Annotated in this window: 8 protein-coding genes; 6 read left to right on the forward strand and 2 right to left on the reverse strand. The window is 56.1% G+C overall.

The window, feature by feature from the left end:
• Positions 1-30 precede the first annotated feature (30 nt).
• On the reverse strand, positions 31-363 hold the full coding sequence (locus tag AC5S27_RS11555; protein ID WP_493934711.1) for an L-rhamnose mutarotase: 333 nt from the start codon (positions 361-363) through the stop codon (positions 31-33).
• On the reverse strand, positions 360-1,781 hold the full coding sequence (locus tag AC5S27_RS11560) for a GH39 family glycosyl hydrolase (protein ID WP_493934712.1): 1,422 nt from the start codon (positions 1,779-1,781) through the stop codon (positions 360-362). The genes AC5S27_RS11555 and AC5S27_RS11560 overlap by 4 nt, the downstream gene beginning before the upstream one ends.
• A gap of 666 nt (positions 1,782-2,447) precedes the next feature.
• Between AC5S27_RS11560 and AC5S27_RS11565 the strand changes: the two genes are divergently transcribed.
• From AC5S27_RS11565 to AC5S27_RS11590, 6 genes are all read left to right on the forward strand, one after another.
• Complete coding sequence (locus AC5S27_RS11565) at positions 2,448-3,641, forward strand: sugar isomerase (RefSeq protein ID WP_493934713.1); 1,194 nt, start codon at positions 2,448-2,450, stop codon at positions 3,639-3,641.
• Between the two features lie 464 nt (positions 3,642-4,105).
• Positions 4,106-7,648: a carboxypeptidase-like regulatory domain-containing protein gene (locus AC5S27_RS11570; protein ID WP_493934714.1), complete on the forward strand. Its 3,543-nt coding sequence runs from the start codon at positions 4,106-4,108 to the stop codon at positions 7,646-7,648.
• An 83-nt stretch (positions 7,649-7,731) separates the two neighbouring features.
• Positions 7,732-8,946 (forward strand): tetratricopeptide repeat protein, encoded by a 1,215-nt coding sequence (locus AC5S27_RS11575; RefSeq protein WP_493934715.1) that lies wholly within the window; start codon positions 7,732-7,734, stop codon positions 8,944-8,946.
• A 59-nt stretch (positions 8,947-9,005) separates the two neighbouring features.
• Entirely contained in the window at positions 9,006-12,362 is a 3,357-nt protein-coding gene (locus tag AC5S27_RS11580; protein ID WP_493934716.1) for a family 78 glycoside hydrolase catalytic domain, read from the forward strand.
• Positions 12,363-12,493: 131 nt separating this feature from the next.
• Positions 12,494-13,960 carry a hypothetical protein gene (locus AC5S27_RS11585; protein ID WP_493934717.1) on the forward strand — a complete coding sequence of 489 codons (1,467 nt, stop codon included), beginning with the start codon at positions 12,494-12,496 and terminating at the stop codon, positions 13,958-13,960.
• A 112-nt stretch (positions 13,961-14,072) separates the two neighbouring features.
• On the forward strand, positions 14,073-15,494 hold the full coding sequence (locus tag AC5S27_RS11590) for an MBOAT family O-acyltransferase (protein WP_493934718.1): 1,422 nt from the start codon (positions 14,073-14,075) through the stop codon (positions 15,492-15,494).
• The last annotated feature ends 14 nt before the right edge of the window (positions 15,495-15,508 follow it).

The raw sequence follows: 15,508 nt of genomic DNA on the forward strand, positions 1-15,508 counted from the left end.
ATCGCTCCTGGAGTTTTACAAGACTCTTACTTATGCAAGATAGAAGACTTCGCGCATCATCGGGAAGCGCTCGCCTGGGCGTAAGGCGCCGAGCTCAGCGAAGTAAGGCTTCATCGCTTCCTGCCAGCGCGTGTTGATCGGATCAGCTTCGATGCGCTCCCAAACCTCATCGAAGCTATCCATGACGGTCATTGCCAGCACAAGCATTGTGTCGCGGCGGAAGATGGAGTACTCGGAAATTCCGCTGTGCTTGAGCAGGTCCAGCATCTCCGGCCAGACCGCTTGGTGCGACTCGTCGTAAGCCTCCTCCATTCCAGGCTTCAAATGGAGGAGGAAGGCTACGCGCTGCTTCTGCTGACTCACCAACTCACCACCGTGACCGAGAATGGCTCAACCGTGATCTTACCGCCGCTGATCGTTACATCACGCGCTGGATTCTCTCCGCTCTTCGGATCCACGGCGACTGCCTTTGCGCCATCCGAACCAGCGGGAAGCGGAACGTCAACAGCGTGATCGTGCTTGTTCACGAGCAGCAGCTTCTTGCCCTTCGCGGTGACGAAAGCCTGTCCTGCGACATCGTTGCTCGCTGCGCCTGGAATCGAAGTTGCGACCAGCTTGTCTCCGGGGCTGAAGTTGTCTTTGAGCAGCTTGAGCACGAGGAAGCGGGCGTTGGGTTTGCCGTTGTCCCAGTCGATCATGCTCACGCTGGGGAACTGAGTCGGATAGCCGACCAACTGCGATTCGCCGACGATGTCGATCTGCTGCTTTGCCAGCTCGATGTACAGATAGGCATACATCGCTCCAGCCAGATTCCAATACTCAGCCGGAACGCGATCCACGACCTTATTCGGCTTGGTGGTCGTATTGTCGTCGAAGAGGATGACACCGAGTTCGTCCAGATCGACCTTCACGGTCGGATTGAGCCGTTTACGAATGACCTCAGCATAGCGAACGGTGTTCAGGAAGCCTTCGGCCTGGGCGAAGAAGCTGTACTGCCATTCGTGGATCGTCTCGTTTGGCCCGGGCGAGGCATAGAAGTGGTAAGAAATGTAGTCGATCGGGATTCCGGGTTTGTGGTTCTTCGGGTTGAGGAAGTATTCGAAGTAGTCGGGAACGAGGCTGGGCTGAGCGAGCGCCATGCCCATGAACTTCGTATCCGGGCTGACCTTGTGAATTGCGGACACAATGGCGTCATAGCGCTCGGTGTATTGCTTCGGTGTGGTGTTGTGCTCGAATTCCGGCTCGTTCAGTACTTCCCAGATGGGAATCTTGTAGTGATAGCCAGAATCGTGGCGCTTGCCGAGTTCGTCGGTGAATCCGCCTTTGGCGTACCAGCTGATCAGCCTCGCGTAGTAGTCGCCAATCTGTTTACCGGTCGGATCGAGGAGTTCCGTTCCCTGCGTGTAGTCCCATACGACCTGATTGGGATCGCTGGGGTAGGGGACTGGCTTTGGAGTCTTGAACATCCAGGTCGGCATGGTGCTGAAGTTCAGGATCGTAGTATGGCCTTCGGTTGCGGCCAGGAAGTCTTTGGTCTGGGGATCAATCAGTGAGAAGTCCCACGACGTCTTGGTAGCGGTCGGCGGTTCCAGTTCAGCAACGGCCCACTTTGGGTACGGCAGCCACGGCACGTAACGGACGTACTCGGCACCCAGGTCCTTGAGAGCACCATAAGCACCGTCGTGGATGGGCGAGCCTTCGAGAGTCATCGGATTGACGACGACCTGGAGTGTTGGAGTGGAGCGGGAGGTGACTACAGTCTTGTCCCAGTCAATGGTCACGGTGCCCTGTCCGGGCGCCTGCGCGAAAATAGAAACGGATGGAAGCACAAGTAAGAGCGATGCGCATGCCTGGAGACTGTACCGGATCAGTGTCTGAGGTGTTCTACCAATTGAGCGGCTTGCTTTTGTTGCTCCACGAGGAGAGAGATCGATCACGTTACTGCCTCCAGGATTGATTCGTATTGTTGAATACGGCGAGGTTCAGGACAAGAACCCGGGGATTTGGACCCGGCTCAAAGGCCTTGTATTCATGCGCTACAGGAGTATCATGAAAAAGTTCCGATCGGCAAATGTTCCTGATCTGAAATTTTAGGTGTTGCGGAATATTTGCGTCCTTTTCTGTTGGAGCCTGGTTTGAATAACAAATATAGATCTGCCTCTGGAACAGAATTTGGACAGGCATCGTGATAGGAGCACCATTTCGAGCCTTGACTTGATGCAATAGACAATCTATATCTTTACAGAATCTTTGGGCCCGATGTTGAACGAGTTTAAGGGAGATGTTGCAGGCTGTAGCGTTTACGGGGCCCCTTTAGAAGAATTTCCGCGGAGGCGATCCCATCGTTCTTGCATCGTACTGCAAAGGACGGCTCGATATTTGGCGCCTGCCGCATTGTTGCATTGTGTCGTTGAGAGGAACGCGAGAGGATGAAAGGAATGAATGACATGGCAGAATCACAGATTGATATGGCCGAGCTGGCTTTTCCCATTCTCGACGCGTTTCAAATTGAAATTCCCTCCTGGGGCTTCGCGAACACCGGAACCAGGTTTGGCAAGTTCGTACAGGCCGCGGCGGCCTCAACCATCGAAGAGAAGTTTAGCGACGCGGCTGAAGTGCACCGGCTGACAGGTAGCACTCCGACGATGGCGCTCCACGTCCTGTGGGACCTGCCGAATGGTCTGGCGGATGTTGAGGCTGTGAAATCGCTGGAGGAGAAGTATGGGATTCGATCGGGCTCGATCAATCCCAACCTTTTCCAGGACCAGGAATATAAATTTGGCTCTTTGTGCAATCCGTCGGCGGAAATTCGCGGGCGGGCGGTGCAGCACATGGTGGACTCGATTTCGATTGCCGGAGCATTGAAGTCACGGGACATATCGCTGTGGCTGCCGGACGGTTCAAACTATCCGGGAACTCAGAGCATTCGGAAGCGGGTGGGATGGCTGGAGGAAGCGCTCCAGAAATCGCACCGGCACATGGCCCCCGGTCAGCGCCTCCTCGTGGAGTACAAGCCATTCGAGCCCGCTTTTTATCACACGGATATTGCTGACTGGGGTATGGCGCTGCATCTTGCCCAAGCGGCAGGCCCGCAGGCCAAAGTCCTTGTCGACACAGGGCACCACTATGCGGCGCAGAACATTGAGCAGATCGTAGCCTGGCTGATTCATACCGGGATGCTGGGCGGATTCCACTTCAACGACCGGCGCTACGCAGACGACGATCTTACATTGGGTTCGATCGATCCCTACCAGGTCTTCCGCATATTCCATGAGATCCTGACGGCCGGCACAGAGGGACTGGAGCTGGATGTCGCCTTCATGATCGACCAGAGCCACAACATGAAGGGCAAGATGGAGGCGATGGTGCAGACGGTGGTGAGCGCCCAGGAGCTTTGGCTGAAAGCCGCTCTCGTGGATCGAGAAGCACTCGCGGCGCTGCAGGATAGCTGTGAGTTGGTGCGTGCCGAGGAGACACTGCGTGCTGCCTTCTGGCAGGATGTGCGACCGCTGGCGGCTGCCTGGCGGGTCTCGCGCGGCCTGCCGGAGGATCCTCTGCGGGCGCTGCGGGAAGGCGGCTATGTCGAGCGGATCGCGAAAGACCGCGCGGGTAAGCAGCCGACGGGCGGCAGTTATGCTTGAGATCAACGTAACCCAGTATTCATGGATGAAGTAGGGAGCGGATGGCAAATTGCCTGGTCAAGAGACCAGGCAATTCGCCATTTACGGATTTCAATAGGAAATTTATTAATCTTGAATAATTCGATTTAGCTAGCCCGAAAGTCGGTTCCATTTACGTTTTCCTACATAGCGGCACTTTCGATACATAAGCGAATGAAATCCTGCATCGAGGCGATCGATTCGCCTCGGGGATGGGGCATTTCAGCGAGCTAGCCCTTTCTCATAAAATTTCAATCAGAAAATAAATTCGTTGTTGACAATTTTTGAAATCAATCGTTAGTCTCGGCGTGCGCAGAAATTCGTCGTTAGCGTGACGCGAACCGGGCCCGTGTTTTGGGGAAGGTTTAAATCCCGAAGGGCGCACGCCAGCAACGAAAGCGGAATGTGCAGTCACATGGCGGCACAAAGTTTAAGGAGGCTTCAAGATGATGCGAAGAGGTTTAGTTTTACTCTCGGCACTGTTGCTGCTTGTTTCGGCAGGCACAGCGTTCGGCCAGGGAGCGACCGGTACGATTCTGGGTACGGTGACCGACAGCACTGGGGCGGTTTTGCCCAATGTGAAGGTTACGGTGACGAATACGGCCACCAACTCGATATTCCGTACGGTTTCGAATTCGGCGGGCGATTACAACGCGCCTTCGTTGAATCCGGGCATGTACACGGTTACAGCCGAGGCTCCTGGATTCCAGAAGTCGCTGACTTCGGGATTCCCGCTTGCGGTTGATCAGAAGGTCCGCATCGATCTCCAGATGAAGCCGGGTGCGGTGAGCGAAACGACCGAGGTCACAGCGCAGGCGTTGACGCTCGACACGGACTCAGCTGCTCTTTCGCAGTTGATGAGCCAACAGCAAGTGGGTGAGTTGCCGCTGAATGGCCGCAACTTCATGCAGCTGCTGCTCGTGGGCGCTGGCGCGGTTACCGTCGGTGGCGAGCAGGGAACGATGCGTCAGGGCGTGGGTAACGCGGTCAGCATCAACGGCGGCCGGCCTGAGGGCAACAACTACACGCTCGATGGATTGATCAACACCGACCAGGCACTGGTCACGCCTGCGGTCATCCTGTCGCAGGATGCCATTCAGGAATTCAAGGTGCAGAGCGGAAATTACTCTGCGGAGTACGGCTTCAGCGCGAGCCAGATCAACCTGGTGAGCAAGAGCGGTACGAACCAGATTCACGGAACGCTGTTTGAGTTCAATCGTAACGATGCTTTCGATGCCAAGCCGTTTGTCAATGCGGTGGACTACAACAGCGGCGTCCCAACGTCGAATCCTGTTCTTCGTCAGAATCAGTTCGGCTTTGTAGCAGGCGGCCCAATCTGGATTCCGAAGCTGTACGACGGTCGTAATAAGACCTTCTGGCTGGCGAATTATGAGGGCTGGCGGATCAACAACGGCACTGTTTCGAAGCAGGCGGTCCCCAACTCAGCGATTCTCGGTGGCGACTTCTCTGCTGAACCGCTACCTGCCTACGGAACAGCCGCCTGCACAACCCGTTTGAACCAAGGTCAGAACTGTCTTCCGGTGGATCCGTTGACCGGTCAGCCATTCCCGGGCAACAAAATTCCTACGGATAGAATCACCTCCCGCCTGGCGCAGGTAGCCATAGCCAATGGCTACTTCCCGACGCCGAACACTGGTAACGGTAACGTTGCACCGGGTACAGTGAACTTCATCAAGAACCTTGGTCTGCCTTTGACCACGGACCAACAGACCTACCGACTGGACCAGACGCTCGGCAAGTTCGGTTCGATCTTTGGGCGCGGCACTTACTCGACATATCAGAACAGCTCGTTGAATACCGGAACCCTGAACTACGGGCTCGAAACGCAGTACGAGACGCAGAAGAACTGGGAAGTTTCGCACACGATCAGCCTGGGCAAAGAGACGGTGAACAACTTCCGGTTTGGCTATCTGGATGCAAAGGCTCCGCAGGGTGCTCCTGCTCCTCCTGCTTCGGCTGTCAGCGCTCTCGGCCTGACGGGTGTGTTTACGACCTTTGGACCGCTGCAGCAGACGTGGCCGAACATTGGTCTTTCTCAATACAACGGCTTTGGCGGACCGGTGAATTCCTACACCGGCTCCGAGCAGCCGGCCTGGGAATATGCCGATTCGGTCAGCATGGTTCACGGCAAACATACACTTGGATTTGGCATCGACTATCGCCGCTGGCGTCTAATTCGTAACCTCGATGATGACTTCTACGGCGATTACAACTTCGGCGCAGCCACGCTATTAACAAACAACATTAACTGCCCGAATGAGACTGGCCTCTGCGGAACCGGCAATGCTGTGGCCGATATGCTGCTTGGCTACTACAGCGGTGCGGCCGGATATGTTCCTGGTCCGCTCAGCCCGAAGACGGAAGCTGGTAACCCGCAGACGCATATCTTCAGCTATCTTGCTCCGTACGCGCAGGATGACTTCAAGGTGACGCAGCGGCTGACCCTCAACCTTGGCCTTCGCTACGATTACCGTGCAGCGCCTTACGAAGAAAAGAATCACTTCTTCTGGCTGGATGCGACGAACGCGCGCGGCGGACTTTGCTACGCGGATAAGTCTCTTGCAACTCTCGGCGTTGCTCCCGGTGGTGATTCCACCAGCGGCCCGATTCTGCGGTACTGCGGTTCGAATGTGCCAAAGCCCGCTTCGAAGACTCCGTTTGCGCCGCGCTTTGGATTTACCTATCGCCTCCGCGGAGATAAAACTGTTTTGCGTGGCGGCTATGGAATCTTCTGGGATTCAGCCGAAGGGCGTGAGATCGACGATTCAGGCGATATCTATCCTTACGCGATTCGCAACAGCTTGAACCCGACGCAGAGTGCAAGCGTGCCGAAGACGACCAATGCTCTCTTCCCGAGCTACGGCAACCTTGGACCGTTCCCGGTATCGACGCTCTCGTTCATCGCGGTCATTGAGTCTGAGGATCCGCGCAACCCGTATATCCAGTCGCGTACGCTCTCGATTCAGCATGAGCTCGCACGCAACACCACACTGGAAGTGAACTACATCGGAACCAAGGGAACCCACCTTCTGGATCGGCGGAACATCGCCCAGCCTTATGGGATTCCCGCTGCGGATCTGCCTTTCTGCCAGACGGACCCGACCGATGTAACGCACAATTGCCCAGTGTCAACACGTTTGCCGTACCCGAACTTTACCGGCTTCTACATCAACAGCGACTGGCATGGTTATTCCAACTACAACGCGATGAACGTGAAGTTCGAGCATCGCGCTGGAGCGATGGCCATTACCGGTATTTATACCTGGGCCAAGAGCATGGACGACAAGTCGGCAGCCGCCGGTGTTGGCGCTACGGGCAGCGGTTACCAGGGAACGATGGATAACCACAATCCTGGTTTGGATTATGGTCCTTCTGACTTCTCGGTCAACCATCGCTTTGTTTCCAGCTATGTGTACCAGCTGCCGATTGGCCGGGGTAAGAAGTTCCTGGGCAACGTGAATCGCGTTACGGATCTGGCTGTTGGTGGCTGGCAGGTTGCCGGCATCACTACTTTCCAGACTGGATTCCCATTCAGCATTGCAGCTTCGGATGCGAGCGGTCTGCTGGATACACAGTTCCAGCGCGCTAACTATACGCCGGGATGCAATATTCACGGTAATCTGACGGCCAAGTTCCAGCGTCTTAACATGGCCTGCTTTACACAGCCTGCGATCGGTGTGTACGGCAATACTGCCCGCAACTATCTTCGCCAGCCGGGATTGAACAATTGGGATATCGCGCTGAGCAAGGATATTAAGTTCACGGACCGAATCAAATTCGCTTTCCACCTGGATACGTTCAACACGTTCAATCATCACCAGTACGCAGTGGGTGTGGGCGGATTGGCCAGCGGTGGTTCAGGTGGTGGATCGTCGATCGACAACGGCGTAGGGGATACATACCAGGGGCTGATCACCAGCACTTCACCTGCACGTATTCTGCAACTCAGCGGAAAGCTCAGCTTCTGATTTCGCGTCTCTCTTGAACCTCTTATCTCCGCCACGCCTGCTCGGCGTGGCGGACTTTTCTATGCAGGGGATACACTACATCGATGATTTGCAACCGAACGATAATCACATGGCTTGTTGCTCTTACATGGATGTTCCCCTTCCTCGCGAAGGGGCAGGCTGGCGGAGGCGAGGCTGCGTCAGAATACGCCTCGGCCGGGCAGCAGGCACTTGCAGCCGGACATTACGCTGAGGCACAGGATAATTTTGAAAAGCTGGCTAAGTTGGAGCCCGGTATTGCAGAGGTTCACGCAACGCTGGGAGTAATTTATTTCAAACTGCGTGTTTACGATTCGGCAGAACGCGAGATTCGAACGGCACAGAAGCTCAAGCCCTCGTTGCCGAAGTTGGACAGTTTGCTTGGCATGTCCCTGGCTGAAGAGGGCAAGTTTCACGATGCATTGCCGGGGTTGGAAAAGGGATTTAAGCAGTCAACGGATACGGAAGTGAAGCGCATGTGCGGACTGCAGCTGTTGCGCACATACACGGGGTTGGGCCGCGATGCAGATGCAGTGATGACTGCGCTGGCGCTGAACAAACTGTATCCGCAAGATCCAGAGATTCTCTATCAAACAGGGAGGATCTACGGGAACTATACCTTCCTGACGATGCAGCGCCTGCATGACGATGCACCTGATTCGATCTGGATGTTGCAGGCGCAGGGAGAGGCTTACGAGAGCCAGAAGGACTACGAGGGCGCGATTGCTGCATTTCAACGTGTGCTGAACGTCGATCCACACAGGCCGGGGATTCATTATCGGATGGGACGAGTGTATCTGCGCCGCTTTGAGGCTTCGCATGAGGCGAAGGATCGAGAGGCTGCGCAGGAGCAGTTCCGCGCGGAGCTGAATGATGATCCTGGCAACGGCAATGCCGCGTATGAGCTTGCTCAGATTGACTACGATCTTGGCAATCTGGAGAAGGCGGGACAAGGCTTTACTTCAGTCGTGACGAGGCATCCGGAATTTGAGCAGGCGTATGTGGGGCTTGGCGGAGTGTTGCTGGAGAGTCAGAAGGCCGCTGATGCTGTTGCGCCATTGAAGCACGCGATCGAGCTCGATCCTAAGGACGAGGTGGCCTGGTATCGACTGGCGCGTGCTTTCCGGCAGAGTGGCCAGTCCGGTGATGCGGAGAAGAAGGCGATGGCTGAGTTTCAACGCCTGCATGCCATCTCCAACAGCAAGGTGGCGAAGACCGGAATCCTGAGTGAAGCGGGCGAGGTTACGCCGCAGCAGCTGGATGACAAGGTACAACCATAATTTTGCACGACCGGTATTGTTTCTAACCAGATAGAGGACGAAGACCAATGCAGCGATGGATGAAGATGGGCCTTTTGAGTGCGTTCAGTGCAGCCTTGTGTGCGCCGGTGGTGGTGCAGGCAGCAGCAAAGCAACCTGGTGCGCCGGTGAAGCTTCGCGTGGATGATCTTGTGTCGCCGCTGGGCCTGGATGATCCTTCACCGCGGTTCGCATGGCAGTTGTCGGATGGACGACAGGGCGCTGTACAGACTGCTTATCAGATTCAGGTTGCTACTACTCCCGCACTGCTCACTTCCAGCAAGCCCGATGCGTGGGACAGTGGCAAGGTGAGCACATGGCAGTCACTTGGGGTGGTCTATCATGGCTCTCCGTTGGTGCCGAGCACACGCTACTTCTGGCGATTGCTGGCGTGGGATAAGGATGGAAAGCAGTATCCGGCGAGCGAGGTTAGTTCTTGGGAGACGGGACTGGTCTCATCGGATGGATGGCGTGGCAAGTGGATTGGATATCAGACGTGGGAAGAAGCTGCTGTGCGCGCGGCCAACGCAACGTGGGTGACGAGTCCGGATGCAGAAGGAATGGCGGGGACCAAGACGGCGGAACAGAAGATTGCTTACCGGTTGCCGGTCACGCTGAGCGGCGTTCCGCAGCATGCCTATCTGTTTGTGACTGGCGAAGATGTTGCCTCTGCGTGGATTAACGGAGAGAAGGTTGCGACTGGTGCGGCGTTGCCGCCGTGGAAGCAGCTGCCGTGGAAGAAGTATGTGCAGGTGGATGTGACATCGAAGCTTCGCAGCGGGGCGAATCTGCTGGCAGTTGAGATTACGCATTATGTGGTGAATCCCAATGGCATGGCAGGCAAGGACGCTCCGCCGATGAGCGCGACGCTGGTGGCGCAGATGGCGGATGGTTCGATTGTCCACTTTGCCAGTGATGCTGCCTCGGGATGGAAGACTTCGGTGCATCCTGCAGACGGCTGGATGAAGGCATCGGAGGAGGATGCGTCGTGGAAGCCGGTGATTGCGTTTCAGACTGCTCCGGGACCTGCGGCAGAGCCGCTCAGCAGTCCGTGGCCTGCGCAGACGGTGAAGGCGCTGCGCCACGATTTCGATGTGAAGAAGAAGATTGCGTCTGCGCGGCTCTATGCTACTGCGCTTGGCGCGTATCAGGTCTTTCTCAATGGTAAGCGAGTTGGAAATGATGTTCTGTCGCCGGGATGGACGGATTTCCGGTTGCGCCTGAAGTATCAGACTTATGATGTGACTCCGATGCTGATGCAGGGAGGTAACGCGATTGCAGCGCTGGTGGCTCCGGGGTGGTATTCGACGCCGCTGGAATGGTTTCAGCAGCCCAATCTCTATGGGAAAACTGCGCCGTCTCTGATGGCCCAACTGCGTATTACGTATACGGATGGCAGTGTTGACTGGGTGACGACGGATGGAAGTTGGAAGGCGGATGTTTCGCCTACGTTGAAGGCGGAAATCTACGACGGAGAGACGCAGGATGCTCGGCTAATTCAGACTGGTTGGAATGGGACTCACTTCGCTGCGGCAAATTGGAAGCCTGTGGAAGTCCGTTCGCCTGATCTTGCCGGTATCGAGATTGATGGACAGGACTTTCAGCCGATTCGTGTGGAGCGTACCCTTACGCCGAAAGCGATGACGGAACCTTCGCCGGGCGTGTACATCTTCGACATGGGACAGAATTTCTCCGGCGTCGAACAACTGCATCTGCAAGGGCCCGCCGGGACGAATGTGCAGGTCCGGACGGGTGAGATTCTGAATGCGGACGGGACGCTTTATACCGAGAATCTGCGCACGGCAAAGTCGACGGACCACTTCATTCTTGCAGGTAAAGGCGTCGAGGAATTCACGCCGCAATTCACGTTTCATGGCTTCCGCTATCTCGAGATGACGGGACTTCCGGGCAAGCCATTGGCAGGAGCGGTGAAGGGCATTGTCTTCCATACGGACGCACCGTTCACGGCTCAACTCAAGACGGGCAGCAGCATGATCAACAGTTTGTGGAGCAATATTCTATGGGGGCAGCGGTCGAACTTTGTCGGTGTGCCGACGGACTGTCCGCAGCGCGATGAGAGGCTGGGCTGGACGGCGGATGCGCAGGTGTTCTGGCGTACTGCGACCTTCAATATGGATCTGGCTGCGTTTTCGCGCAAATACACAGGCGACATCCGTGGGACGCAGGTTGGCAGCGGTGCTGGAACGGACGTCGCTGGAGACCTCTTCGGCATCTTTGCCCCTGCGATTGCTACTACTTCTTCGCAGTCCGGCGCGGGATGGAGCGATGCTGGCGTGATCATTCCGTGGACCTCGTGGGTACAGACTGGCGACACGAGCATCGTCGAGCAGAACTGGGACGCGATGACGAAATATCTTGCGGCAATCGAACGCTCCAATCCTGATTTCCTATGGACGAAGAATGCCGGGATTGGCTTTGGGGATTGGCTATCGCCAGAAGGTCCGACGATTTATCCCTTGGTGGCGACTGCTTCCTGGGCCTATGACGTGACGCTGATGCAGCAGATGGCGCATGCTCTGGGCAAGACAGAGGACGAGGCCAAGTATGCTCAACTCTTCGGCAATATCAAGGCTGCGTTTACGAAGGCGTTTGTGCATGAAGATGGCTTTGTGGCTGGGGCGGATATGGGGCCGTCGCAGTTTGGCGTGATTAACAATCCGGATGCGAAAGCCAAGAGCGGCGATACACAGACTGGCTACGTGCTTGCACTGCATATGAATCTTGTTCCAGATTCGCTACGGCCTGCGGTGGCCGAGAGGCTCGTGCACAAGATTGAGGACAATCATGACCTGCTTGGGACGGGATTTCTTGGAACGCCGTACCTATTGGCGGTGCTGACGGAGAGTGGGCATCGCGATCTGGCTTATAAGCTGCTGCTCAATACAAACTATCCTTCATGGGGTTATCTGGTGGATCATGGCGCGACGACGATGTGGGAGCGCTGGAACGGCGACCAGATGAAGAAGGATCCCAGCATGAACTCGTATAACCACTATGCCTATGGCGCCGTTGCGGACTGGATCTATCGCTACGCAGCCGGTGTGGATACAACGCCGATCGATGCCGGGTTCCATACGATCGATCTGCATCCGGCGTTTGACAAGCAACTGGGCAGTATCGACTTCACGTATCCGTCGCCCTACGGAGACATTCATTCGGCGTGGACGATCAAGAACGGCGCTGCACATTGGGATCTAACGATTCCTGCCAACACGAGTGGTTTGCTGACGCTGAGTGATGCGGAGGCTGCCAACTATAAGGTGAATGGCTCGGCGATCGCTCAAAGCAATCTGGCGGGACGTGTCAAGGGTGGACAGAAGACCGACTTCACTCTGCCGGCTGGGAGTTACAGCTTCGACGTGAGCGGGGTGAATTGACTCTGCCTCCTTACCGTGCCCTGGCTGCGAGCAGCAGTTGGGGCGCGGCAGCTATAATCGCCGCCATGTCTGGAAACGCTCGAAAACAATGTTCTTGGATACTGCCTTCTCTCCCGAGAGTTAGCGCAGTCATGCTGGGTGCGATTGCTCTGGTTGCCGCATCGCTGGGCTGTATGGGGCAGAGCGGCAATGCTCCGGTGCGTCTGAGTCCGGAGAATCCGCATTATTTCGAGTATCACGGCAAGACGATGGCTCTTATCTCGAGCGGTGAGCACTACGGTGCGGTGTTGAATCTTGATGTGGATTCGAGCCGTTATCTGCACACGATTGAGTCAGCGGGGTTTCGTTACACTCGCCTGTTTGGTGGCAGCTATATCGAAGTGCCGGAGAAGTCGTTTGGCATCCTGCGCAATGATCTTGCTCCGAAGTCGGGCAGGCTTCTCATTCCGTGGGCGCGGAGTGTAACGGACGGGTACGCAGGTGGAGGCAACAGATTCGATCTGGAGCGTTGGGATCCGGCGTATTTTAAGCGGCTGCATGCTTTTTTGGATGAAGCGGAGAAGCGCGGGATCATCGTTGAGATTTCGTTGTTTTCCGCGCAATACAACGAGACGCAGTGGAACGTGAGTCCATTTAACCAGGCCAACAACGTCAATCACACTGGGGATTTGGACTGGAAGAAGGTCAACACTGCGGACAACGGCAAGGTACTTGGGTATCAGGAGAAGTATGTGCGCAAGCTGGTGCACGAGGCTAACCGGAACCCTAACGTGATTTTTGAGATACAGAATGAGCCGTGGTCAGACCGGCCGGTGCTGACGGATGTGGTGAACCCGTTTCTGTTTCCACCCGGGCGCGACCAGTATCCAAACTCGATTGATTTGCCGGATGAAGCGGCGATGGCTTGGCAGGCGGAGGTGGCAAAGTGGGTCACGAGCGAAGAAGCAGCGCTGCCGAACAAGCATCTCATTGCCCAGAACTATTCAAACTTCCTGTTGCCAATTCGACAATTGATTGCGGGCGTCAGCATTGTTAACTTTCATTACGCCTATCCCGAAGCCGTGACGCTCAACTACGGTTTGGACAAGGCCATCTCCTACGATGAAACAGGATTTCTTGGCCGCGAGGACGAGAAGTATGTTCGCCAAGCTTGGAACTTCATGCTTGCCGGCGGAAGTGTCTTCAACGGGCTCGATTATTCCTTCTCGCCGGGACACGAGGATGGCAGCGATCTGGCTCCGAACGGCCCGGGTGGAGGAAGTCCTGAGTTGCGGCGGCGCTTGCAGATTCTGCAGCACTTTCTTGAGTCCTTACCGCTCGCCAGGATGAAGCCAGACCCAGGCACGGTCCTGCGAGCCTCAGGCGTTTATACGCATGCGTTGTCCAGTGAGACGGGGGTGTATGCCATTTACCTTGATGGCAATGGTCCTGCAGAATTGGGTCTATCGTTGCCGACTGGGGAATACTCCGTGCAGTGGATCGACACTCTTTCCGGGAAAACCAGCAGCCAGGGAACGATCAAGTCGCAGGGCAGTGAAACGGTGGTGCATTCCCCCGACTTCCGCAGTGGAATCGCCCTGATGCTTCAGCGAAAATAGGAACCGGGCGTGCCGGTGTATTGACAACTTCGCTACGTCTGCCGGTTTCGCTCATGAAGGGAACGCCTGTCCGTCGTACTCTGGAGCCAGCCCTACCTCGTGAGACCCATCGATGCTGTTCCCCACCGTTGAATATGCCGTCTTTTTCCTTATCGTTTTGGCCGTCGCCTGGGTATTGGCGCCGCGCCTCACTGCGCATAAGGTCTTTCTGCTGCTGGCGAGTTACGTCTTCTACGGTTTCTGGAGCTGGGCTTTCGTTCCGCTGCTTCTTGGGGTTTCGCTCTTCGCTTATGGGATTGCGAAGGGTATCCAGCGGAGCGAGACCGAAACGGTTCGGAAGCGGCTTCTCGTCAGTGGGATTGCCGTCTGCCTGGTGGTGCTGGCGTACTACAAATACACGAGCTTTCTGCTGCTGAGCCTGCTGAACGCGTGGGGAATCTTTGCGCATCCTCCAGCTTGGAACGTGCCTGCGCCACTGCTGCCGCTTGGAATCTCGTTCTTCATGTTCCACGCGATCTCGCTCATGTTTGATGTGTACCGGCGTAAGCTGCGGCTTCCGGTGGCTGTGATCGATGTGCTGTTGTATATCGCATTCTTTCCGCAACTCATCGCTGGGCCGATTCTGCGCGCTTCGAAGTTCATCCCTCAGCTTGCGCATCGGCCCGACCCGAGTCGGATCCGCGTCAATCGCGCGTTTCTGCTGATTCTTGCCGGCCTGTTCAAGAAAGTCGTGCTTTCGAACACGCTGTCGGAGCGGCTTGTCGAGCCTGTCTTCGCTGCTCCGGCGAACTATCATGCGGGTGATGTGTTGCTGGCGATTTACGGTTATGCTGCGCAGATTTACTGTGATTTTTCCGGCTATACAGACATTGCGATTGGCTGCGCTTTGCTCCTCGGATATCACTTCCCGCGCAATTTCAATGCACCGTACACGGCGACAGATCCGCAGGACTTCTGGCAGCGCTGGCATATTTCGCTTTCCAGCTGGCTGCGTGACTATCTCTATATTCCATTGGGTGGTTCGCGTAACGGCACCGTTCGTACCTATATCAATCTGATGATCACGATGCTACTGGGTGGGCTATGGCACGGGGCTGCGTGGACCTTTGTCATCTGGGGTGGCCTGCAGGGACTGTACCTGGTGATCCATCGGCTGTGGGCTGCGATTCCTTCTCCTGCACTGCTGCGCTTGCGGTACAGCGTGGCCTGGCGATGGATTGCGCGGCTGCTCATGTTTCACGCCGTTTGCGTCGGATGGGTTTTCTTCCGGGCGCAGACTTTCGAACTCGCAATTGGAATCTTTCGTCAGCTTGGCAGCGCTGGAGTCGTCACCCTGGCGACAGCGCCCGCGCTTATCGCACTCGCCTGTGGCCTTCTCGGCCAATACATGCCCGCCGTGTGGCGGCGCACCGTGGAAGCTACGATGTCGCGAGTGCCGGTCGCCGTAAACGGCGCAGTCCTCGCCGTGGGCGTGTTCGTGATTGAACTGCTGGGGCCGACCGGGGTTGCGCCGTTCATCTATTTTCGCTTTTGAGTTCACGCCGAGTT

The organism is Acidicapsa borealis (assembly GCF_059115245.1).